Raw genomic sequence first — 22840 nt, 5'->3', positions numbered from 1 at the left:
GGCCGTCCGCATGCCGCTTTCTTGCCGCCCCGCCAGCCGTCTCGCCCGCCGCCGCGTCCTTGCGGCCGGCTTGCTGCTGTCCGCCCTTGCGGCCCTGCCTGGCGCGGCGCTGGCCGCACCGGTGGCGGCCACGGTGGTGCAGCTGAGCGGCGCCATGCTGGCGCGGAAGCCGGACGGCAGCGTCAAGCCGCTGGCGCTGCGCTCCGAAGTGGAAAGCGGCGACACCCTGCTGACCCAGGCCGGCGCCTACGCGCAGCTGCGCTTTATCGACAACAGCGAAGTCATCATGAAGCCGTCCACCACCTTGCAGGTGGAGCAGTTCGCTTTTGCGCGCGGCAAGCAGGCCGACGACCAGGCCAGCTTCCAGCTGCTGAAGGGCGGCATGCGCTCGGTCAGCGGCCTGCTGGGCCAGCGCAGCAAGGAAAAATTCCTGATCCGCACGCCCAGCGCCAACATCGGCATCCGCGGCACCACCTTCATCCTGGAGTTCGTGGAGGCGGGCGCCGCGCCTGAGCAGGCCGCGCCGCCGTCGGGCAGCATGATTCCGCCCGCGCCGCCGCCGGCCGGCGGCTTGCCGCCCGGCTTGCACGTCTATGTCAGCGACGGGGGCATCTCCGTGACCAACCAGGCCGGTGTGGGGCAGTACGATCCCGGCCAGTTCGGCTACATCAAGGACCTGACCACCAAGCCGGTGAAAATGACCGCCAACCCCGGTATCCAGTTCAGTCCGCCCGCGTCGTTCTCGCCGCCGCCGCCCGCCGATGCTTACTGAGAATCCGATTGAAATACCTACGCAGCATCAGAAAAAACCAAGAGCCAATATGACATTGAAACTAGCGCGCTTTTTTGCAGGCAGTGTGCTTGCCGCCGCCGTGACCTCAGCCTGGGCAGCCGAGCCCGATGCCGTGATTCGTTTTGAAATCAGCCGTTTCGAGGTGACGGGCAACACTCTGCTGCCCGCCGCCGAGGTGGCCGGCCTGGTGGCCAACTACACCGGCAAGCAGCGCGACTTTGGCGACGTGCAGCGGGCGCTGGAAGCGCTGGAGGCGGCCTACCAGGCGCGCGGCTACAACGTGGTGACGGTGGAGCTGCCGGAGCAGGAACTGGACCGCGGCGTGGTGCGCCTGAACGTGGTGGAGACCAGGATAGGCCGCGTCAAGGTGAAGGGCAACCAGCATTTCGACGAAGCCAATATCCGCCGCAGCCTGCCTGCGCTGCAAGAGGGCAAGACGCCGAATCTGACCGAGGTGTCCGGCAATCTGCGCCTGGCCAATGAAAATCCGGCCAAGAAAGTGAACCTGAAGCTGCAGAGCAGCGATACCGACGGCGAAGTCGATGCGTCGCTGGAAACCACGGACGAGAACCCCTGGAAGGCCATGCTCAACGCCGACAACACCGGCACCGGGCAGACCGGCAAGACCCACCTGGGCTTCGTGCTGCAGCATGCCAATCTGTGGGGCCGCGACCATGTGGCCAGCCTGCAGTACACCACCACGGCCGAGAAGCCCGGCGCGGTGAAAGTGTACGGCGTGGGCTACCACATTCCCCTGTACAGCCTGAACGACTCGCTGGACTTCTTCGGCAGCTACTCCAACGTCGACTCCGGCACCGTGTCGGCCGGCATTCTCGACCTGGCGGTCAGCGGCAAGGGCGCCGTGTTCGGCACCCGCTACACGCACGGCCTGGCCAAGCGCGGCAACTACGAGTCGCGCCTGGTCTACGGGGTGGATTACAAGGCCTTCAAGAACAGCGTGCTGGCGCTGGGGACCAACTTCGGCAACGACGTCACGGTCCATCCGCTGAGTGTGAACTATGTCGGCAACTGGAGCAGCGGCGGCACCGAGCTGGGCGGCTCGGTCACGCTGGTGCACAACGTGGCCGGCGGCTCGCGCGGCAGCCAGGAAGACTTCACCCTCAGCCGCGCCGGCGCCAAGGCGGCTTACAACCTGCTGCGCCTGTCGGGCAGCTACAGCCGCAGCCTGCCGCAGGACTGGCAGCTGCGCGCCATCGTCAACGGCCAGCTGACGGCGGACGCGCTGATCCCGGGCGAGCAGTTCGGCGCCGGCGGCGCCGGTTCCGTGCGCGGCTTCAGCGAACGCGAGGTATCGAACGACAGCGGCCTGAGCGCCAATCTGGAGCTGTACACGCCGGATCTGTGCAAGAACGAGCGCTGGCAGTGCCGCGCGCTGGCCTTCTACGACGCCGCCTACGCCAAGCGCAACCACGGGCTGCCCGGCGAGCCCGGCAGCAGCAGCATAGGCAGCACGGGCCTGGGCCTGCGCGTGGCCATGGGCGCCTACGTCAACCTGCAACTGGACTACGGCCATGTGCTGCAGGCCGGGGACACCGGGCACAGCGGCGGCAACCGCCTGCACGTCCGGCTGGGCTTGTCTTACTGAGCGTGATGCACTTGCGCGCCTTACACGAAGAATCGGGAATACAAAATGAGTCTGCCTAAAAAACTGTCTGCAACAAAAGCCATGCTGGCGCTGCTGCTGTGGTGCAGCTGCACCCTGGCCCTGGCGGCGCAAGTGGCCGGCACCGTGGTGCAGCTGAGCGGCCCGCTGCTGGCGCGCAAGGCCAGCGGCGCGGTCAAGATCCTGTCGCTCAAGTCCGAGGTGGAGAGCGGCGACACGCTGGTCACCGAGAAGAACACCTACGCCATGGTGCGCTTCATCGACAACAGCGAGATGACGCTCAAGCCGGCCACCACCATGAAGATCGACAGCTACGCTTTCGACAACGCCAAGCCGGACGGCGACGCCGCCAATTTCAGCCTGGTGAAGGGCGGCCTGCGTTCCGTAACCGGCCTGCTGGGCAAGCGCAACAAGGAAAAGTTCGAGCTGAAAACGCCGAGCGCCACGATCGGCATCCGCGGCACCACCTTCCTGGCCGAATACGTTCCGCCCGACGAAGAGCGCGCCCTGGCTTCGCTGCAGGCCTGGCTCAATGCCAGCACCGCCGCGCTGGGCGACAGCGTGATGCCGGTCGCGCCGCTGCAGCTGGCGCAAGGGCCGCTGGTGCTGCCCACACCCGGCACCCAGCGGGCGCCGGGCCTGTATGTGCAGGTGCTCGATGGCCTGATCCACGTCACCAACCCGGCCGGCACGGCTAACTTCTCCGCCGGCCAGTTCGGCTATACGCCGAACTTCAGGCAGCCGCCAGTCATTTTGCCTGTGAATCCCGGCATCCCGTTCACGCCGCCGCCTGCTTTCAATTCGTCGACGCCGACCAGCAGCACCGGCCCGCAGGGCAAATCGAACACGATAGACTGCGAGGTTCGTTAAGCGATGAATATCGGCCAGGCTGCGCAGGCATCGGGTGTGAGCGCCAAGATGATACGCTACTATGAAAGCATAGGCCTGGTCAGCGAGAGCCGGCGCAGCGAGGCCGGCTACCGCATCTACGGCGAGAAGGACTTGCACGCGCTGCGCTTCATCAAGCGCGCGCGCAAACTGGGCTTCGCGCTGGAACAGATACGCGGCCTGCTGTCGCTATGGCAGGACAGCGCGCGCGCCAGCGCGGACGTGAAGAAAATCGCGCTGTCCCACGTGGACGAACTGAACCAGCGCATCCGCGAGCTGACGGAAATGCGCGACACGCTGGCCACGCTGGCATCCTGCTGCCACGGCGACCAGCGCCCCGACTGCCCCATCCTGCAAACGCTCAGCGAATAAACATCCACGCGGTCAGCGCCGCGCCGACCGCCACCACGAAGCCGCGCATCAGCCGTTCCGGCATGCGGTGGATCAGCCACGAGCCGCACAAGCCGCCCGCAATGCCGCCCGCGCACAGCGCCAGCGCCGCAGGCCAGCTGATCATGCCCGAAAACGCGAAGATGGCCGCCGCCGACGCGTTCATCGCCATCGCCAGCATGTTCTTGGTGGCCGTGGCCATGCGGATCTGCTGGCCGGCGATGGTCAGCGCGGCCAGCATCAGGAAGCCGATGCCGCCGCCGAAATAGCCGCCGTACACCGCGATGCAGCTTTGCACCGCCACCAGCGCGCCGGTGGGCATGCCGGCCACCGCGTGCAGCGGCTGGCTGCGGAAGCTGCCCCAGGCGAACACCGAGGTGGCGAACAGCACCAGCCACGGCACCAGTTTGGAGAAGAACAGCGGCGGCGTGACCATCAGCAGGATGGCGCCAATGACGCCGCCGCCCACGCTGATGGCGAACAGCTGCTGGAACGACAGCCCGCCCACGCCGCCCACCAGCTTGCGGCCGGCGATGGCGGACGTGGTCTGGCTGGGGAACATGGCGATGGTGGACGTCATATTCGCCGCCACGGGGTTCAGGCCGGCCAGCAGCAGGGTGGGGAAGGTGATGAAGGAGCCGCCGCCCGCGAGGGCGTTCTGCACCCCCGCAAACAGGCCGGCGGCGGCGATCAGCAGGACGGTGTGGAGTTCGAGTGGGGGGACGGGGGACATGCGGGGATTATAACGGCGTTGCTGCAACGCTGTCCCGCAGGCTGATGCGGCACCTGCCGATTCAGGCTTTGCCTTTATACTATCCGCGAGACCTCAAACCGCCAACGAGATGGAGCAGGCGATGGTGTATGAACTGTACTACTGGCCCACTATCCAGGGGCGCGGCGAATTCGTGCGGCTGGCGCTGGAGGAGGCGGGCGCCGCCTACAGGGACGTGGCGCGCGGCAAGGGCGGCATGAAGCCCACGGAGGCCGCCATCGATCCGCACGAGGAAGTGCGCGCCGCGTTTGCGCCGCCGGTGCTGCGCGCGGGCGAGCTGCTGATTGGGCAGACCGCCAACATCCTGCTCTATCTGGGCCGCAAGCACGGCCTGGCGCCGCGCGCCGAAGCGGGCTGGCTGTGGGCGCACCAGCTGCAGCTCACCATCGCCGACATCGTCAACGAAGCGCATGACACGCACCATCCGGTGTCCACCAATCTGTACTACGAAGAGCAGAAGACGGAAGCGAAGAAGCGTGCCGCCGATTTCACCGCCGAGCGCATTCCCAAGTTCCTCGGCTACTTCGAGCACATCCTGCAAAACAACGGCGGCCGTCACATGGTGGGCAAGCGTCTGAGCTACGTGGACTTGTCGATCTTCCAGCTGATCGAGGGCCTGCGCTACGCCTTCCCGAAAGCGATGGCGAAGCTGGAGCCCGGCTGGCCCGGTTTGATGGTGCTGCACGGCATGGTCGCGGTGCGGCCCAACATTGCCGCCTACCTGGCATCGAAGCGGCGCATCCCCTTTAACGAAGACGGCATCTTCCGCCGCTACCCCGAGCTGGAATGAGGTGGGCCGTGCAGCTTACCGGGCCGCGCTGACCGGGAAGCCCGCGCCGGCGATGGCCGCCTTCACCGCTTCCAGCGCCGCGCTGGACTCCACTTTCACCTGCCCGGCGGCCAGGTCCACCGCCACGCTGGCCTGCGCATCGAGCGCCTTCACGGCCTTGGTCACGCTGGCCACGCAATGCCCGCAGCTCATCTCTTCCACTTTCAGCTGATACATATCGACCTCCTTGTTGTGATGTGCTTACTGTAACCCTTACCACGATGGGAAGGTCAAGCTTGGCGCTGCTTCCTCTATGGCTCGCGTTTTTGTAGGCCTATTCCTACCCGCTGCGGACGGCGGCGCGGGAGGCCGCTAACTGCCGGGCTTGCCAGCCCGTGCAGCCTCAAAATTTACGTAAGACATTGTTTTTTAAAGGAAATTTTTACGTATTTCCTTGTTAATGTTTCGTTTTGATCATGCTAGGATGCCTGGGCAGTCTTGTGCGCACACGACAGCTTTCCTGCCTTTCATCCTTTTTTACGGGGGTATTATGATCAAAATGAAATCCATCGCAGTCGCGCTGGCCCTGGTCGGCGCCACTGCCGGCGCCAGCCTGGCGCACGCCGCCGACATCAGCCAGACCACCGCCGCCGCACTGACCGGCAACACGGCCCACTTCGGCCGCGACCTGACCGCCTACAGCGTGGGCGACCTGTTCACGGACCGCTTCACCTTCACCAGCGGCAACCTGAGCAACTTCGTCGGCGGCGTGATCTCGGTGTCGCCCGGCGCCGGTCCGCTCAAGAATATCGATATCACCGGCCTGAGCCTGTACAACGCGGCCGGCCTGGTGCTGGGCGGCAGCAACCACGGCAACGGCGCGGCCGATGTCTGGACCATCAATTCCATGGGTCCGCTGAGCGCCGGCAGCTACTACCTGCAAGTGAGCGGCACCGTGCTGTCGGCCAACGACGCCAGCTATGCCGGCCACCTGACCCTGGCGCCGGTGCCGGAGCCAGCCACCTACGGCATGATGCTGGGCGGCCTGGGCGTGCTGGGTTTCCTGGCCCGCCGCCGCAAGCAGCAGGCGGACTCTCAAGCCTGATGCCGCCAACGTGGCGTGGCGCCTGACGGCGCTATAATAAAAAACGGAGGCTGCGGCTTCCGTTTTTACGCCAGGAGATCCTATTTTCCGCTTACTCCGCTTATTCGCCGCGCTCGCGGCATTGTGCTGCTGCGCAGCCGCGCCGATGGCCAGTGCCGCCATCCTGCCGGCCCAGCTTGCCGTGGTGATCAATGACGACGACCCCAACAGCGTAGAGCTGGGCGAATACTACCGCCAGCAGCGCGGCATTCCAGCCGGGAACATGGTGCACGTGCGCATACCCGGCAAGCCGCGCAAGCTCGGCGCCGCGCAGTTCCGCCAGCTCAAGGAAGACATCGACGCCAGGCTGGGGCCGGAGATCCAGGCCGTGCTGATGGTGTGGACCGCGCCTTATGCGGTCGAATGCAACGGCATCACCGCCGCCTACACGCTGGGCCTGGACAGCGCACTGTGCGCCAAAACCTGCCAGCCGGGCAAACCCAGTGCCTATTTCAACGCCGCCGGGCCCGCCATGGCGCGGCCGTTCAGCGCGCTTGGCCTGCGCCTGGCCATGCTGCTGCCGGCCGATTCGGTGGAGCAGGGCAAGGCGCTGATAGGGCGTGGCGTGGCCAGCGGTTTCCGCGTGCCGGCCGCCGGCGCCTACTACCTGGAGACCAGCGAAGCGCAGCGCAACAGCCGCGTGCCGTACTATCCGCGCGCCGGTGTGCTGGCGCAGCGCAAGCTCACCATCCACCGGCAGAAGGCGGACGCGCTCGAAGGCGCGCGCGACATCATGCTGTACCAGACCGGCATGGCGAAGGTGGACAAGCTGGACACGCTGGCTTTCCTGCCCGGCGCCCTGGCCGACCATCTGACTTCCTTTGGCGGCGACCTGTACGGCGCCACGCAGATGAGCAGCCTGCGCTGGCTGGAGGCGGGCGCCACCGCCAGCTACGGCACCGTCAGCGAACCCTGCAACTACTGGCAGAAATTCCCCCATCCCACGGTGCTGCTGCGCCACTACCTGAACGGCGATACCGCCCTGGAAGCCTACTGGAAAAGCGTGTCCTGGCCGGCGCAGGGCGTGTTTATCGGCGAGCCGCTCGCCGCGCCTTATCGCCAACTGAGCGTTGCAACCGAGCGCCGCAACTGAGACATTTGTCGGATCGTTACAACTTTAGTCCGTTCGGACTAATGACGAGTCATCAATTTGTCATGTGATTATATTAATATGCGGATAGCAACTATAGAAATCATTTTGTTAACGCTTCCCACACCAGGACCGCATATGAAACCATCCGCCCCCGCCGCGCCAGGCCGCCTCACCGTGCTGGCCGCCTTGCTGGCCAGCCTGTCCGCTCCCGCTTTGGCCGATTCGGCCGTCGTCATCAGCCAGGTGTATGGCGCGGGCGGCAATGGCACCGGCTCCGGCGCCGCGCTGCTGAAACACGACTTCATCGAACTCTATAACCGCAGCAGCACGGCCGTGTCGCTCAACGGCTGGAGCGTGCAGTACGCGTCGGCCACCGGCAATAGCTGGGCCGTCACGCCGCTGACCAACGTCATGCTGCAGCCAGGCCAGTACTACATGGTCCAGGAAGCTGCGGGCGCGGGCGGCACCGCCACCACCGTGACGGCCGACAAGGTCGGCACGCTGGCGATGGCGGCGGGCGCCGGCAAGGTTGCGCTGAGCAACACCACCACCGCCTTCACCGTCGTCAATCCCAGCGGCGCGGCACTGGTCGACCTGGTTGGCTACGGCAGCACCGCCAATTTCTCCGAGGGCAACGCCCCGACCGGCACGCTGGGCAACCTGACCGCCGCGCTGCGCAAGGGCAACGGCTGCACCGACACCGACAACAACGGCGCCGACTTCGAAGTGCTGGCCCCGAATCCGCGCAACACCTCCGTGATCCTGGCTTGCGGCGCCACGGTGGTCAAGCCCATCGTCGCCACCTGCCCATCCACGTTGTCCGTCGCGCAAGGCTATAGCGGCAGCGTGCCGCTCAGCGCGACCGACGAGGACAGCATCGTTACCGGCGCCAGGATCTCGGCCGGCGCGCTGGCCGGCATCGGCCTGGACGGCTTCACCGCCGCCGGCGCGGTGGGCGGCACCGCCAACGTCAGCCTGAGCGCGGCGTCCAATCTGGGTGTGGGCAGCTACCCGGTCACCATCGAGTTCTCCAACGACGGCAACCAGTTCGCCACTTGCCCGGTGACCGTGAAGGTGACCGGCCTGGCCACCCCGACCAAGACCATTCCGCAAATCCAGGGCGCCAGCACCGGCGACACCCCTAGCCCCTACGCCAACACCGTCCAGACCGCCGAAGGCGTGGTGACGCTGAAGGTGTCCAACGGCTTCTTCATGCAGGATCCGGTCGGCGACAACGACGTCACCAGCTCGGACGGCATCTTCGTCTTCACCTCCACGGCGCCGACCGTGCAAGTGGGCCAGATCGCCCGCGTGACCGGCCTGGTGTACGAATACGTGCCGACCGGCGCCAAGCGCTCCTACACCGAGTTCAAGGACGTGAGCGCCGTGGTGCCGATGGGCGACGGCCCGGCCATCACCCCGGTCAACGTGGAACTGGGCGACAACCTGGCCCAGGTGGAAGGCATGCTGGTGCGCTTCAACCGTCCGCTGACGGTCAACCAGGCCGAGTTCCTCGGCGACCGCGGCGAGCTGACGCTGGCCAACGGCCGCCTGGAAGTGCCGACCAACCGCTACCCTGCGCGTTCGCCGGAAGCGCTTGCGCTGGCGGCGTCCAACGCGGCCGGCATGATCGTGCTGGACGACGGCCTGTTCGTCACGCCGCCCACCATCCCCTACATCGGCCAGGATGGCACCGTGCGCGTGGGCGACACCGTCACCGACCTGGTGGGCGTGATCGACTTCGGCGCCGCCGGCGGCAGCATCACCACCTTCAAGCTGCAGCCCGTGTCGCCGCCGGTGTTCTCGCGCACCAATCCGCGCGAAGATGCACCCGTGCTGGCCCCGGGTAACGTGAAAGTGGCCAGCGCCAACGTGCTGAACTTCTTCACCACCTTCACCAATGGCCGCAACGTGGAAGGCCAGACCACCCCGGGCTGCAAGGTCGGCAGCACCACCACCTTGAGCAACTGCCGCGGCGCCGACAACCTGGCGGAGTTCGAGCGCCAGCGCGACAAGATCGTGGCCGAACTGAAAGCCATCGACGCCGACGTCTACGGCCTGATGGAAATCCAGAACAATGGCGACTACGCGGTGACCTACCTCACCAACGCGCTGAATGCGGCCGTCGGCTCGCCGGTGTACGCCGTGGTGCCTGCGCCTGCCGCCACCGGCACCGACGCCATCCGCGTCGCCATGATCTACAAGCCATCCAGGCTGACGCTGGTGGGCGGCGCGCTGTCGGACGACGACAGCGTCAACAACCGTCCGCCAATGGCGCAGACCTTCCAGGCCAACAACGGCGAGAAGTTCTCGCTGGTGGTGAACCACCTGAAGTCGAAAGGCAGCTGCCCGTCCGGCACCGGCCTGGACGCCGACAAGGGCGACAGCCAGAGCTGCTGGAACAACACCCGCAAGCTGCAGGCAGCGCGCCTGGTGAACAGCTTCGTGCCGCAAGTGGTGGCCGCCGCCGGCGATCCGGACGTGCTGCTGATCGGCGACATGAACTCCTACGGCATGGAAGACCCGGTCTTCGTGATGACCAACGCGGGCTTCGTCAACCAGCTGGAGCGCTTTGTGCGTCCGCAAGGCATGCCGTACTCCTACGTGTTCGGCAGCAATAGCGGCTACCTGGACCACGCCCTGGCCAGCGCCTCGCTGAGCCCGCAAGTGGCCGGCGCCGCCGAATGGCACCTGAACGCCGACGAGCCGACCGTGATCGACTACAACACCGACGGCAAGCCGCAGGACCTGTACAACGCGCTGGCCTACCGCGCCTCGGACCATGATCCGGTGGTGGTGAGCCTGAACCTGCAGCCGAAGTTCGTCGACCTGGGCGCGAGCGTGAAGATGACGCAGATCTCCGCCATCTACAACCGCATGACGCAGAAATACGTCGGCAGCGTCAATGTGACCAACACCAGCGCCGCGCCGCTGAGCGGTCCCTTCATCGTCAAGCTGAACGCGCTGACCGCCGGCGTGACGCTGGACAATGCGAGCGGCACGCAAGATGGTGCGCCGTATGTCAACGTCGCCGGCGCGACACTGGCGCCGGGCGCCACCATGAACGTCCAGTTGATCTTCACCAATCCATCTCGCGGCGTGTTTGGCTACAGCCCGAAATTCTATAGCGGCACTTTCTAAGGAACCATCATGTACTTCAATTCTATGAGCACCTTCCTGCGCCGCGCGGCGCTGGCGCTGGCCCTGTGCGCGGGCTGCGGCGCGGCCTCGGCCGGCACCATCCACGTCACGATCAACACCAGCAATTTTGGTGAAGCCACCGGCTTTATCGACATGCAGTTCCTGGGCCAGGGCGGCGCGGTCGAGGCCACAGCCCTGGTGTCGAACATGGTGGGCTTCGATAGCAGCGCCTACAAGGAAGTGATGAACGTTACGCAGCAGGCTGGCGGCTATCTGTTCAGCAATTTGCTGAGCAACGATCTGTTTCACGCGGTCGACTTCACTATCGGCCAGGTCAGCTTCGACATCACTTTTGGCGGCGCCATCGATCCTTTGACCACGGTCGCCTCCGTCTTTGCCGTGTCGGCGTACTCTCTGGACAACCGGGCGCTTGGCAATTATGACCCGGATACCGGCGTGCTCGCATCGTTCGTCTGGACGCCAGCCACCGTTCCCGGAGGAAGCGGCAGTATCGGCCAGGACAACAATGATCCCGGCGCGGTGGGTGTGGTGCCGGAACCGTCGGACTGGCTGCTGAGCGGCACCGGCCTGGCGCTGATGGCGCTGGTGCTGCGCCGCCGCGCCACGGCCGGCCTGCCCAAGCAGGGCATGGCACTGGCGGCTTGATAGTCTGTTGTTTCCGCGCACCGGCCGGTGCGCGCGCAAGCGCCTGAACCATGCGCGCCGCCCCCTCAAGGGCGGCGCGTTTTTCATAGGGAGAGCGAAAATTTAGTCGAAAATCCTATGAATCGCGCAATTAAATTGTATTAGTAAGCACTATCCGGGCTGATGCATAGTGGTTCCATGCCATCCCCCATCCTCATCATCGACTGCGATCCGCAGGTCCAGCAGCTGCTGGCGCTGAACCTGCGCCAGGCCGGCCACCAGCCGCTGTGCGCGCTGGACGCCGAAAGCGCGCTGTTGATGATGGAAACCGCCGCGCCCGCGCTGCTGCTGCTGGAATGGGATTTGCCCGGGCAATCCGGCCTGTCCCTGCTGCGCCGCCTGCGCGCGCAGCCGCGCACCGAGGATCTGCCCGTCATTATGCTGACCGCGCGCGCTGCCGAGGCCGACAAGATCATGGCCCTGGAGAGCGGCGCCGACGACTACATCACCAAGCCCTTCAGCCCGCGCGAAACGCTGGCCCGCATGCACGCCGTGCTGCGCCGCCAGGCGCACGCCGCGCTGCACGCCGGCGCACCAGACGGCGCCATGGCAGGCAAGGACGCGCTGCAGCTGGCCACGCTGCGGCTGGACGCCGCCGCCCAGCGCGTCGTCGCAGGCGGGCGCCAGCTCAGCCTCGGGCGGGTGGAGTTCCGCCTGCTGCATTTCCTGATGCGGCATCCGGAACGGGTGTACAGCCGCGCGCAATTGCTGGACCTGGTGTGGGGCGCGGACGCCTGCCTGGACGAACGCACCGTGGACACCCATGTCGGCCGCCTGCGCAGCGCCTTGCAGCCCAGCGGCTACCACGACCATATCGAAACCGTGCGCGGCAGCGGCTACCGTTTCACGGCCCGCGTCGCCGCCGTTGCCTGAGGCTCGCGCGCGCCATGGAGCACACGGTCATCCTGAGCAAGCTGGAGCAGGAGTACCTGCTGGGCGCCATCGAAGCGTCGCTGTCGGTGCGCGAGCTGCGCAGCTATTTCCTATGGACGCAAGGCCAGCTGCAAGCGCTGCTGCCGCACCGCGTGATGGTCTGCATGCAGTTCGGTCCGGCGGGTGGTGCGCACGGTGGCTTGCTGCGCACGGAATGCCTGCACGGCACCGTGCTCGACCAGGCTGTGCTCGCGCAGCTGTGCGATCCCGCGCAAGGGCTGGCGCCGCGCCTTGCGCGCCACGCCGGCGCGCGTGCTGACGGGCAGGCCGCACCGGCCTTGCCGGCCGCTGTCGCCGCCGGTGCCGCCGGTGTCGCCGGTGCCGGCCCGTGGGCCGCGTTTGGCCCCGACCTGCTGCGTCTGGGCCTGGACAATGTCTTGCTGCACGGCAGCGGCGAGCTGCCTGGCGGCGGCACCTGTTTTGCGCTGTTCGGCATGCCCCAGCGCCCCGGTCCGCGCCAGGCGTATTTTCTCGAACTGCTGTTGCCCCATCTGCATTTCGCCTTGCTGCGCCTGGACGCCGCGCCCGCCGCCGCATTGCCCGAGCGCCCCGTCAGCCGGCGCGAAATGGAAATCCTGCACTGGGTCAGGGAAGGCAAGAGCAATACCGAAGTGGGGCAGATCCTCGGCATCAGCGGTCTTACCGTGAAAAACCATTTGCAGCGCATCTACAAAACGCTGGGCGTCAGCAACCGCACGCAGGCGGTGGCGCGCGGCATTGCGCTGCGGCTGCTGGACGGCGGCGCAGTGCGCGCTTGACGCGGCGGCCGCACAAGCACATGATGGATGATTCCTTCCTCGCCGGCGCCCACCGCCCATGTCCATGCGCCTGACCACGCTGCTTGTCCTTGCCGCCGCCGGCGCTTTGCTGGGCTGCGCCGCGCTGGCTGGCAGCAGCCAGGGCAGTGGCGCCGCCGCAGCCCAGCCGCCTGGCGGCACGGCGGCCCTGCCTGAGCTCCTGCAGCGCCTGCGCGCCATGGAGGCCGCCTCCACCTGTACCGCTTCCGCCGACTGCCATGCCTTGCCGGTTGGCGCGCGCCTGTGCGGCGGCCCGTCCGCCTGGCTGGCCATGTCTTCCGCGCAGATGGCCGCCGCCGCTCCGCTCGCGCAGCGCTACACCGCGCTGCGCAAGAGCGCCAACGAGGCTGCCGAGAAAGAGGGCATGGCCGCCACTTGTCAAGTTGTTCCGCAGCCTGCCGTGGGCTGTGTCGCCGGCTATTGCCGCACCCTTCCTGGCGGGCCGTCCGGCCGCGCCGACTGACCTTCCGATTGTCACGCCTCCCGCGTGAATTTGATTCACACGAGAAACATTTTTTGTCGAAAAATCTTACAGTTTAAGCTCCTTGCAACCATGCAAATGAATCAACTTCCTGATTCTTTTGAAAATATTTCATGGGCACGGTTAATGCTTTAAGAAACGGACTCAACTAGGGGAGTGGTTGAGGCCGGCAAGTTATCTATCCACAAGACAAGATAGCTTTCTAAAAACTAAGAAACCATTTATATCCAGGGGATTTCGTGGCTAAATTTACGACAAGCGGGACGAGCAAACTAATCAAAAAAGCGGCATGCGTTGCGGCGCTGGCAGCCAGCAGTTTTGCTCAAGCGGGAGTACTTAATTTTGAGAGCGGCTTTACCAATTCGCCCATCCTGTACGCGGGGCAAAACCAGTCAACCGGGGACTATTGGATCGAGACCTACGCCTACGGCGCCACCCTGGGCAGCGACTTGGCCGGCGTGATTGTCGATGGTTCCACCAACGAGCTGTGCGTTTCCGGCGGCTGCCCGACCAATAACAAAAGCAACTACTACACCGGCCTGAATGACGGCTATCTGTACTTTGGCCTGAACAGCGGCAGTAATTTCCACCTGAGCTCCCTGCAGGCCAGCTATGTCGGCGCAGACGGCACCAGCTTTCCCGCCACCGCCGGCGCGCTGCTGATCCAGGGCTTCAACGCCGCAGGCGTTGCCGTAGGCAACTCCCAGACCATCTTCCTGCCTGGCCCGACCGGCGGCGCTTTCAATTTCGCCAACTACAGCCTGTCGCCGCTGGCGGGCTATGAAGTCAACTTCGTGCGCATCTATGGCTACGGTTGCGACGCCACCGGCAGCTGCAGCCGCACCAATGGCATCGGCAACTTTGCACTCGACAACATCGTTACCGTCCCGGAACCCACCAGCATGGCCCTGTTCGGCCTGGGCCTGTTCGGCCTCGGCGCACTGCGCCGCCGCCGTTCGGCTTGAGCCTGTGCTGTTCCATTTTTAATCCATTCCGGGAAAAACCATGAACCTGAACCTGCGTCCAATTTCGCTGGCAGTGCTGGCACTGCTGTCCAGCCTGACCATTAACGCCGGCGCGCAAGAAGAGCGCCGCACCTACATCGTGCAGCTGGCGGACCAGCCCGCCGCCACCTACAACGGCGGCGTCAACGGCCTGGCTGCGACCCAGCCGGCCCCTGGCGAAGTGTTCGACTTCCGCGCGCCCAGCGTGCAGGAATACATCCGCTACCTGGGCGACCGCAAGACCGAAGTGCTGGCCAGCGTCGGCAACCCTGCCGTCATCGCCAACTATGACGTGGTGCTGAACGGCTTTGCCGTGCAGCTGACCGACGCCGAAGTGCTGGCGCTGAAAAACAATCCGGCCGTGGCCGACGTGCAGGCCGACGCCGTGCGCCGTGTCGACACCATCTCCACCGCGCGCTTCCTGGGCCTGAGCACGACCGGCGGCCTGTGGTCGAAATTCACCGGCGGCCAGCTGGTGAAGGGCGAGAACATGGTGATCGGCGTGGTCGACAGCGGCATCTGGCCGGAAAACCCGGCCTTCGCCGACCGCGTCGACGCCAACGGCAACCCGACCTTCGACGGCTCGGGCACGCTGGCCTACCTGAGCCCGCCCGCCAGCTTCAAAGGCGGCTGCCAGAGCGGCGAGGGCTTCGATGCCGGCCTGCATTGCAACAACAAGCTGATCGGCGCCAAGTACTTCAACGCCGGCTTCCTGGTGTCGTCCAACGGCCCGAAAAAGAACTGGAGCGAATTCTATTCGCCGCGTGACTCCAACATCGGCAGCAACGGCGTGTCCACCGGCCACGGCGGCCACGGCAGCCACACCGCGTCCACCGCGGCCGGCAACGACGGCGCCTTCGCCACCGTGAACGGCGTGCCGATGGGGCCGAGCACCGGCATGGCGCCGCGCGCCCGCATCGCCGCCTACAAAGTGTGCTGGACCTATGACGATCCGGCCGCCGAAGACGGCACGAACGCCAGCAACACCTGCTACAACACCGACTCGGTGCTGGCCATCGACGAGGCGGTCAAGGACGGCGTGAATGTCATCAACTACTCGATCAGCGGTTCCCAGACCTCGGTCAACGACCCCGTCGAGCAGGCCTTCTACCGCGCCTCGCTGGCCGGCGTGTTCGTGGCCGCCTCGGCCGGCAACAGCGGTCCGGCGCAAGCGGTGGCCCACGTCAGCCCGTGGCTGACCACGGTGGCCGCGTCCACCCACGACCGCAGCACGCAGGCGGAAGTGACCCTGGGCAGCGGCGCCAAGTACAGCGGCGCCTCGCTGAACGTGAACCCGCTCGGTTCGGCCCCGCTGATCCGCGCCGAAGACGCCGGCCTGGGCGGCGGCGCCGCCAGCCTGTGCTTCAGCGACGGCGCCGCTGCCGCCGCCTTGAGCCAGGTGAAGCTGGACCCGGCCAAGGTCGCCGGCAAGGTCGTCATCTGCACGCGCGGCGAGAATGCCCGTGTCGACAAGAGCCTGGCCGTGCTGCAGGCCGGCGGTGTGGGCATGGTCATGGCCGACAACGGCGGCGGCCTGGTCTCGGAAGCGCACTCGGTGCCGACGGTGCACGTGACGGCTGCCAATGGCGCCGACATCAAGGCCTACGCCCTGGCGCAAGGCGCCAGCGCCAGCGCCGCCATCAGCGCCTTCGCCATCAAGTCGGCGCCGGCGCCCATCATGGCCGGCTTCTCCTCGCGCGGCCCGAACGCCGGCGACAGCAATATGCTGAAACCGGACCTGACCGCGCCAGGCGTGGACGTGATCGCCAGCGTGACCGCCGCGCTGACCCCGGCCGAACACGCCGCCGTGGCCGCCGGTACGCTGGTGCCGCCAGCGGCCTACGCGTCCTACCAGGGCACGTCGATGTCCAGCCCGCACGTGGCCGGCCTGGGCCTGCTGATGCGCCAGCTGCATCCTGACTGGACCCCGGCCGCTATCAAGTCGGCGCTGATGACCACCGCCTACACCACCCTGAACGACGGCCTGGCCGGCGCGCAGAACGGCCTGCTGCCGTGGTCGCAAGGCGCCGGCCACGTCGACCCGAACAAGGCTGCCGATCCGGGCCTGGTGTACGACCTGAAAAAGCCTGACTACGTGGCTTACCAGTGCAAGGTGAACAAGGCCGCTGTGCAGCCGCAAAGCGATTGCACCCTGTACGGCACGCTGGACGAGACCTACAACCTGAACCTGCCTTCGATCACCATCGGCGGCGTGCAGAACAGCGTCACCGTGCGCCGTTCGGTGACCAATGTGGGCGGCGCCAGCGCCACCTACAACGCCACCGCCTCGGTGCCGGGCTTCAGCACGGTGGTCACGCCGGCCAGCCTGACGCTGGCGCCGGGCGAAACCGCCGCCTTCACCGTCAAGCTGACCACCACCAGCGCCGCCAACGGCGTGTGGAACTTCGGCACCCTGAGCTGGACCGACGGCACCCATGTGGTGCGCAGCCCGATCCAGGCCCGCACCGGCAAGTCCATCGCCGGCACCACGCAGCTGACCGGCGACAAGACTTCGGGTACCCGCATCTTCCCGATGAAAGCCACCTTCAATGGCCGCATGACCGCCCTCAAGGGCGGCCTGAAAGCGCCGACGCTGGGCGAAGCGGTCACGCTGGCCCCGGCGCCGATGAGCTCGGCGAACCTGAAGCTGGCTTGCGCGGCCGGCAACGACCTGCCGAACGTGAAGGTGTATAACGTGGCCATTCCTGCCGGCACGGTTGCAGCGCGCTTCGCACTGCGCGATGCGGATGTCGGCACCGCCGGCGACGACAACGACATGGGCCTGCTGACGCCGTCCGGCGCCTGGGTGTACTCGGGCAACGACGGCAGCAATGAGTCGGTGCAAGTGGCCGGTCCCGACGCAGGCAACTACAAGGTGTGCGTCGTGGCGTACGGCGGCGCTGCGGCGATGTCGCACAAGCTGCAGTCGACCGTGGTGACCACCTCCGACGTGGGCGGCAAGTTTACCGTGGTTCTGCCTGGCAAAGTGGTGGCCAACGTGGCGGCCAGCATTGTCGCCACCTGGTCCGGCCTGGCCAACGATACCTCCTACCTGGGCGGTATCCAGTTCCAGGATCTGAACGGCAACGTGCAGACCACCACCATCGTCAACGTCAATACCGGCACGGCCACCATCCCTGTGGCGGAAACGGAACGCACGCGCTCGAAACTGATCGACTAATTGTCACTCGGCAAGAGCGGTAAATCGCAGCCGCGCGGGCCTGTCCGCGCGGCTGTTTTTATTGCGGAAAACGTTGTCGAATGCTTAAACCCCGTGGTAGGCTAGGCGGATTCAGCCTATAGCAGTAAATAAGGAGTCGTTCGGATGCACGCAGCACAGCTACAAGGTAATAAAGCGCCGCGCCGCGCCGCCGGTTTCACCCTGCTGGAACTGCTGGTGGTGATCGTCATCATCGGCCTGCTGGCGGCCTATGTTGGCCCCAAATACTTCTCCCAGCTGGGCAAGTCGGAAGTCACCATCGCCAAGGCCCAGATCGAGGCCTTCGAAAAGTCGCTGGACACCTACCGCCTCGACGTGGGCCGCTATCCCAGCGCCGAGGAGGGCCTGGCCGCGCTGCTGGCCGCGCCCGCGTCGGCCGGCGCCAAGTGGAACGGTCCCTACCTGAAAAAAGGCGTGCCGCCCGACCCGTGGGGCAAGCCTTACCAGTACCGCGCGCCCGGCACCAAGGGCGAGTACGAGATCATTTCGCTGGGTAAGGATGGCCAGCCTGGCGGCACCGGCGAAGACGCCGATATTTCGTCCCAGTAAGCCCGACCTCGACAGCAATCCCAGCAACCCTCGGCAGCGGCTCATTCCATGCAGTTCGAAGTACGTACCTTGTCGCCGGAAATGGTGATCGGCCGCCAAGTGGTGGATGGCCGCGATGAAGCGGACGCGCGCCGCCAGGTGGAGGCGCGCGGCCTGTTCGTCAGCGCCATCGCGCCGGTGCGCGGCGGCCTCGGCCTGCCGGTGGGCAAGGGCCGGGGCAAGTCCCTGTCGCTGGTGCTGTTCAGCCAGGAATTGCTGGCGCTGCTCACGGCCGGCCTGGGCGTGGTGGAGGCGCTGGAGGCGCTGCTGGAAAAGGAAGCCAGCCCCGCCACGCGCGGCGTGCTGGAACGCCTGCTGGGCGGCCTGCGCGAAGGGCAGCGCTTTTCGGCCGTGCTGGCCGAGCAGCCGGAACTGTTCCCTCCGCTGTACGTGGGCATCGTCAAGGCCGCCGAAGGCACCAGCGACCTGCCGCGCGCGCTGTCGCGCTTCATCGACTACCAGCAGCGCATCGACACCGTGCGCGCCAAGATCGTCAGCGCCGCCATCTATCCGTCCATCCTGCTGCTGGTGGGCGGCGGCGTCAGCCTGTTTTTGATTTCCTATGTGGTGCCGCGCTTCGCCGAGGTCTACCAGGGCGCCGGCCGCAACCTGCCGTGGATGTCGCAGATGATGCTGGGCTGGGGCCAGTTCGCTTCCGCCCACACCACCACCTTGCTGGGCGGCGTGGCGCTGGCGCTGGCCAGCCTGGTGTTCGGCCTGCGCCGCCTGATGGCCAACGGCGGCCTGCTGCGGCTGATGTCGCGCTTGCCGGGCATCGGCGAGCGGGTGCGCATCTACGAACTGTCGCGGCTCTACCTCACGCTGGGCATGCTGAGCGAAGGCGGCATCACCATCCTGCACGCCATCGACACGGTGCAGGGCATGGTGTCGCCCATGGTCAGGCAGGGCTTGCAGGCGGCGCGCGCGCATGTGGAGTCCGGCCTGCCGCTGTCGTCCGCGTTTGAAGCCAACGGCCTGACCACGCCGATCTCGCTGCGCATGCTGCGCGTGGGCGAACGCACCGGCGACATGGGCCCCATGCTGACCCAGTCGGCGGCTTTCTACGACGGCGAAATCAGCCGCTGGATAGACCGCTTCACCCGCACCTTCGAGCCGCTGCTGATGGCTTGCATCGGCCTGGTGGTGGGCGCCATCGTGGTGCTGCTCTACATGCCGATTTTCGACCTCGCTGGAGATATGTCGTGATGCCTGACTTTGCCGCCATCGACCATGCCATGCTGGTGCGCGCCCGCGCGCGCGCCGCGCTGAGCAAGCGCAGCCTGGTCGAGGAGCTGGAGGCGCTGACCGGCATCGAGCCGCGCCTGGCGGTGCGGGCGCTGGCCCAGCCCTTCGGCCTGGCCGTGCTGGAAACGGTGGACATGCTGGGCTACACGCCGGCCTTCGACCTGCTGCCGCTGTCGCAGGCCATGGCGCGCCGCTGCGTGCTGCTGCGCGCGCAGGACGGCATGCTGGTGGGCGTCATCGCCGACCCCTTCGACCTGGACCTGCAAACCTGGCTGGGCACGCAGGCGCGGGCCACGCCGCATGCGCCGCTGCACACCCGGCTGGCGCTGCAAGCGGACATCCAGGCCTATCTGTCCAAGCAGGAGGAATCGGCGCGCGCGGTGGACAGCCTGCTGCCCGGCGCCAGCGACGGCCGCCGCGACGGCAAGACCGCCGCCGTGCTGTCCTTCGCCTCCGTGTCCGAGGCGGCCAGCCCCGCCGTGCGCCTGGTGAACTCCACACTGTACGACGCGCTCAAGGCCGGCGCGTCCGACATCCACCTGGAGAGCACCGCCGGCGGCCTGGCCGTGAAATACCGCGTGGACGGCGTGCTCGACCACGCCACGGCGGTGAACGGCATCGAGGTGGCCGAGCAGATCATCTCGCGCCTGAAGGTGCTGGCCGAACTGGACATCTCCGAGCGCCGCATTCCGCAGGACGGCAGCTTCCGCGTGGAGTCGGGCGGGCGCGAGATCGACCTGCGCGTTTCCATCATGCCCAGCATCCACGGCGAGGACGCGGTGATACGTATCCTCGACAAGCGCGCCATGATAGAAGCCTACGGCTCGCTCACGCTGGAAGCGCTGGGCTTCGACGCGCCCTCGCTGGCCACGCTGCGCGTGCTGGCGCAGGAAGCCTACGGCATGCTGCTGGTGACCGGTCCCACGGGCTCGGGCAAAACCACCACGCTGTACGCCGCGCTCACCGAGATCCACAACGGCCGCGAAAAAATCATCACCATCGAAGACCCGGTGGAGTACCAGCTGCCCGGCATCCTGCAGATTCCGGTCAACGAGAAGAAGGGGCTGACCTTCGCCAAGGGCCTGCGCTCCATCCTGCGCCACGATCCGGACAAAATCATGGTGGGCGAAATCCGCGACCGCGAGACGGCGGAAATCGCCGTGCAGTCCGCGCTGACCGGCCACCTGGTGCTCACCACCGTGCACGCCAACAATGTGTTCGACGTGTTCGGCCGCTTCACCCACATGGGCATCGATCCTTACGCCTTCGTGTCCGCGCTGAACGGCATCTGGGCGCAGCGCCTGGTGCGCATCAACTGCCCGCACTGCGCGGCCGAATACACGCCCACGGAGCAGGAGCTGGCCAGCGTCAATCTGACCCGCGCCGACGTGTTCGACTACCGCTTCATGGAAGGCAAGGGCTGCGGCGACTGCCGGGGCACCGGCTACAAGGGACGCCGCTCGATCGCGGAAATCCTCACGCTGAACGACGAAATACGGGAACTGATCGTGGACAAGAAACCGATCCGCCAGATCAAGGCCGCCGCCTACGCAAACGGCACGCGCAGCCTGCGCCTGGCCGCGCTGGAACTGGTCAAGCGCGGCGGCACCACGCTGTCCGAAATCAAGCGGGTGACGCTGCATGCCTAAGTTCCTCGACAGATTGCCGGGACAGGCGCTGCGCATCGGCGTGTCGGGCTTCGCCGTGAGCTTGCTGAAGGTGAGCCGCTGGTTCGGTCCCAAGGCAGAGCTGCTGGCCGAACAGCCGTTCTCGCCCGAAGGCGTGGGCGCGCTGCACGCCCACCACGCGATCGGCGTTGCGCTGCGCGAGCTGCTGGCAGGGCAGGACGTGCAGGGCTGGCCCGCCAGCTTTGTGCTGGCCGATGAACTGGCGCGCGTATGGCAGGTCACGCCGCCCGCGCAGGCGGCGCGCCTGGCCGACCTGGAGGCGGCCGCCGCGCTGCGTTTCCACGGCCTGTACGGTGAACCTGCCGCCAACTGGAAGATCGTGGCGGACTGGGACGCGCGCCAGCCTTTCTTTGCCGCCGCCATGCCGCAGCCTTTGCTGGCCACGCTGGAGCAGGCCGCCGCCGAACACGGACTGGCCGTGGTGGAAGTGCAGCCGCATTTCGTCACCGCGTGGAACCGCTGGCAGGGCGCCGTGAAGACGGGCGCCTGGTTCGGCCAGGTGCACGACAATCTGCTGACGCTGGCCGTCCTGGACGGCAAGCGCCTGAACGCCATCCGCGCGCTGCCGGTGCCGCGCGGCGCCGACCAGTACTGGCTGGCGCAAACGCTGAAACGCGAAGCGCTGCTGGCCGGACTGGAAGCGCCGCAGCTGCTGCAGCTGTGCGGCCAGGTGCCGCCGCTGCTGGCCAAGCCGGCCGCCAACGCGGACCAGATCCCGTGCACCGTGCTGGGCGCGGCCTTGCCCGGCGAAGAAAAGTGGTCGCTGGCCAGCGTGCTGGCGGCGGGAGGGCTGGCGGCATGAGGAAAATGCGCATCGACTTCGCGCCGGCCGGCTGGCGCCGCGCGCTGTACCGCGCCCATCCCGCCGCGCTGGCCGGGTGCGCGCTGGGGCTGGCGCTGTGCGTGGGCGCAGCCGCGTACGGCTACCAGATGGCGCAGCAGCAGCGCGCCCGCGCCGAGCAGCTGGGCGAGCTGGAACGGCAGCAGCGGCGCCAGGCGCAGCAGCTGCAACAACAGCAGCAGAAACAGCAGCGCCAGGGGCAGCAGGGAGGCGCCGCGCTGGCCGCCAAGGTGCAGATACCGGAAGCCCAGGCCAAGGCCATCAACGCGGCCGTGCTGCAGCTGAACCTGCCGTGGCGCGACATGCAGGAAGCCGTGGGCGAAGCCACGCCGGCCACGATTGCCTTGCTGGCGCTGGAGCCCGACCCGAACAAGCAAGTGCTGAAGATCAGCGCCGAAGCCAAGAATCCGGACGATATGATCGCCTACATAGAACAGCTCAAGCAGCAGGAGTTCTTCGTGAGCGCTGCGCTGGTGCGGCACGAGATCAACGACCTCGATCCGAACCGGCCGGTCCGCTTCCAGGTGGAAGCCCAGTGGGGAGCGCGATGAAGCCGGGCGCCGCCAAGATGCAGCCCGGGCAGCCGGGAACGGCGCAAGCCACGCTCAGCGTCTTGCTGCTGCGGGCGCGCCTGGCCGCTGCGCGCGCGGGAGCGCCGCCGGGCGCGCGCGCACGCGGGAGCGCGGCGGCAGCGGGCTGGGACTGTCGATTTGCAAAGCGCTGG

21 protein-coding genes are annotated in these 22840 nt (G+C 66.7%); 19 read left to right on the top strand and 2 right to left on the bottom strand.

What is annotated here, in order from left to right:
- Nucleotides 1-10 precede the first annotated feature (10 nt).
- Genes GTP77_RS13300 through cueR form a run of 4 tightly spaced genes read left to right on the top strand, consistent with a single transcriptional unit; the run spans nt 11 to nt 3677 of the window.
- On the top strand, nt 11-772 hold the full coding sequence (locus GTP77_RS13300; RefSeq protein WP_161072647.1) for a FecR family protein: 762 nt from the start codon (nt 11-13) through the stop codon (nt 770-772).
- 49 nt (nt 773-821) lie between these two features.
- On the top strand, nt 822-2399 hold the full coding sequence (locus tag GTP77_RS13295; protein ID WP_161072646.1) for a ShlB/FhaC/HecB family hemolysin secretion/activation protein: 1578 nt from the start codon (nt 822-824) through the stop codon (nt 2397-2399).
- Nucleotides 2400-2444: 45 nt separating this feature from the next.
- A complete protein-coding gene (locus tag GTP77_RS13290; RefSeq protein ID WP_229202182.1) occupies nt 2445-3287 on the top strand; it encodes a FecR family protein in 843 nt (280 codons plus the stop codon).
- A 3-nt stretch (nt 3288-3290) separates the two neighbouring features.
- Complete coding sequence (gene cueR / locus GTP77_RS13285; RefSeq protein WP_161072645.1) at nt 3291-3677, top strand: Cu(I)-responsive transcriptional regulator; 387 nt, start codon at nt 3291-3293, stop codon at nt 3675-3677.
- Here the strand turns inward: cueR and GTP77_RS13280 are convergent.
- On the bottom strand, nt 3667-4428 hold the full coding sequence (locus tag GTP77_RS13280; protein ID WP_161072644.1) for a sulfite exporter TauE/SafE family protein: 762 nt from the start codon (nt 4426-4428) through the stop codon (nt 3667-3669). The two genes, cueR and GTP77_RS13280, sit on opposite strands and share 11 nt — an antisense overlap.
- 121 nt (nt 4429-4549) lie before the next feature.
- Here GTP77_RS13280 and GTP77_RS13275 point away from each other — a divergent pair, with 121 nt between their 5' ends.
- On the top strand, nt 4550-5257 hold the full coding sequence (locus GTP77_RS13275; protein ID WP_161072643.1) for a glutathione S-transferase: 708 nt from the start codon (nt 4550-4552) through the stop codon (nt 5255-5257).
- Nucleotides 5258-5272: 15 nt separating this feature from the next.
- Here the strand turns inward: GTP77_RS13275 and GTP77_RS13270 are convergent, their stop codons facing one another.
- Nucleotides 5273-5473 (bottom strand): heavy-metal-associated domain-containing protein, encoded by a 201-nt coding sequence (locus GTP77_RS13270; protein WP_161072642.1) that lies wholly within the window; start codon nt 5471-5473, stop codon nt 5273-5275.
- 322 nt (nt 5474-5795) lie between these two features.
- Here GTP77_RS13270 and GTP77_RS13265 point away from each other — a divergent pair, with 322 nt between their 5' ends.
- The 14 genes from GTP77_RS13265 to GTP77_RS13200 all read left to right on the top strand — a co-directional run bounded on the left by GTP77_RS13265 (nt 5796) and on the right by GTP77_RS13200 (nt 22667).
- Nucleotides 5796-6341, top strand: coding sequence for an FxDxF family PEP-CTERM protein (locus GTP77_RS13265; RefSeq protein WP_161072641.1), 546 nt, complete (start codon nt 5796-5798; stop codon nt 6339-6341).
- A gap of 145 nt (nt 6342-6486) precedes the next feature.
- Nucleotides 6487-7473 (top strand): TIGR03790 family protein, encoded by a 987-nt coding sequence (locus tag GTP77_RS13260; RefSeq protein ID WP_161072640.1) that lies wholly within the window; start codon nt 6487-6489, stop codon nt 7471-7473.
- 135 nt (nt 7474-7608) lie between these two features.
- Nucleotides 7609-10614 carry an ExeM/NucH family extracellular endonuclease gene (locus GTP77_RS13255; protein ID WP_161072639.1) on the top strand — a complete coding sequence of 1002 codons (3006 nt, stop codon included), beginning with the start codon at nt 7609-7611 and terminating at the stop codon, nt 10612-10614.
- Between the two features lie 9 nt (nt 10615-10623).
- Nucleotides 10624-11280, top strand: a complete 657-nt coding sequence (locus tag GTP77_RS13250) for an NF038129 family PEP-CTERM protein (protein WP_161072638.1) — start codon at nt 10624-10626, stop codon at nt 11278-11280.
- Nucleotides 11281-11457: 177 nt separating this feature from the next.
- Nucleotides 11458-12192, top strand: a complete 735-nt coding sequence (locus tag GTP77_RS13245; protein WP_161072637.1) for a winged helix-turn-helix domain-containing protein — start codon at nt 11458-11460, stop codon at nt 12190-12192.
- 14 nt (nt 12193-12206) lie between these two features.
- On the top strand, nt 12207-13010 hold the full coding sequence (locus tag GTP77_RS13240) for a LuxR C-terminal-related transcriptional regulator (protein ID WP_161072636.1): 804 nt from the start codon (nt 12207-12209) through the stop codon (nt 13008-13010).
- A 58-nt stretch (nt 13011-13068) separates the two neighbouring features.
- Nucleotides 13069-13512, top strand: a complete 444-nt coding sequence (locus GTP77_RS13235; RefSeq protein WP_161072635.1) for a hypothetical protein — start codon at nt 13069-13071, stop codon at nt 13510-13512.
- A 257-nt stretch (nt 13513-13769) separates the two neighbouring features.
- Nucleotides 13770-14495, top strand: coding sequence for an NF038120 family PEP-CTERM protein (locus GTP77_RS13230; RefSeq protein WP_161072634.1), 726 nt, complete (start codon nt 13770-13772; stop codon nt 14493-14495).
- Between the two features lie 40 nt (nt 14496-14535).
- Nucleotides 14536-17715 (top strand): S8 family serine peptidase, encoded by a 3180-nt coding sequence (locus GTP77_RS13225; protein ID WP_161072633.1) that lies wholly within the window; start codon nt 14536-14538, stop codon nt 17713-17715.
- Nucleotides 17716-17859: 144 nt separating this feature from the next.
- A complete protein-coding gene (gspG, locus tag GTP77_RS13220) occupies nt 17860-18303 on the top strand; it encodes a type II secretion system major pseudopilin GspG (RefSeq protein ID WP_161072632.1) in 444 nt (147 codons plus the stop codon).
- A gap of 48 nt (nt 18304-18351) precedes the next feature.
- A complete protein-coding gene (locus GTP77_RS13215) occupies nt 18352-19548 on the top strand; it encodes a type II secretion system F family protein (protein ID WP_161072631.1) in 1197 nt (398 codons plus the stop codon).
- Nucleotides 19548-21236 carry a GspE/PulE family protein gene (locus GTP77_RS13210; protein ID WP_161072630.1) on the top strand — a complete coding sequence of 563 codons (1689 nt, stop codon included), beginning with the start codon at nt 19548-19550 and terminating at the stop codon, nt 21234-21236. Before GTP77_RS13215 ends, GTP77_RS13210 begins: the two co-directional genes overlap by 1 nt.
- Complete coding sequence (locus tag GTP77_RS13205) at nt 21229-22077, top strand: hypothetical protein (protein WP_161072629.1); 849 nt, start codon at nt 21229-21231, stop codon at nt 22075-22077. Before GTP77_RS13210 ends, GTP77_RS13205 begins: the two co-directional genes overlap by 8 nt.
- Nucleotides 22074-22667, top strand: a complete 594-nt coding sequence (locus tag GTP77_RS13200) for a PilN domain-containing protein (RefSeq protein ID WP_161072628.1) — start codon at nt 22074-22076, stop codon at nt 22665-22667. Before GTP77_RS13205 ends, GTP77_RS13200 begins: the two co-directional genes overlap by 4 nt.
- Nucleotides 22668-22840 lie beyond the last annotated feature (173 nt).

Origin of the sequence: Pseudoduganella aquatica (assembly GCF_009857595.1) — a bacterium.
GTDB lineage: Bacteria > Pseudomonadota > Gammaproteobacteria > Burkholderiales > Burkholderiaceae_D > Rugamonas > Rugamonas aquatica_A.
This window is presented reverse-complemented; position numbering and strand designations above follow the sequence as displayed.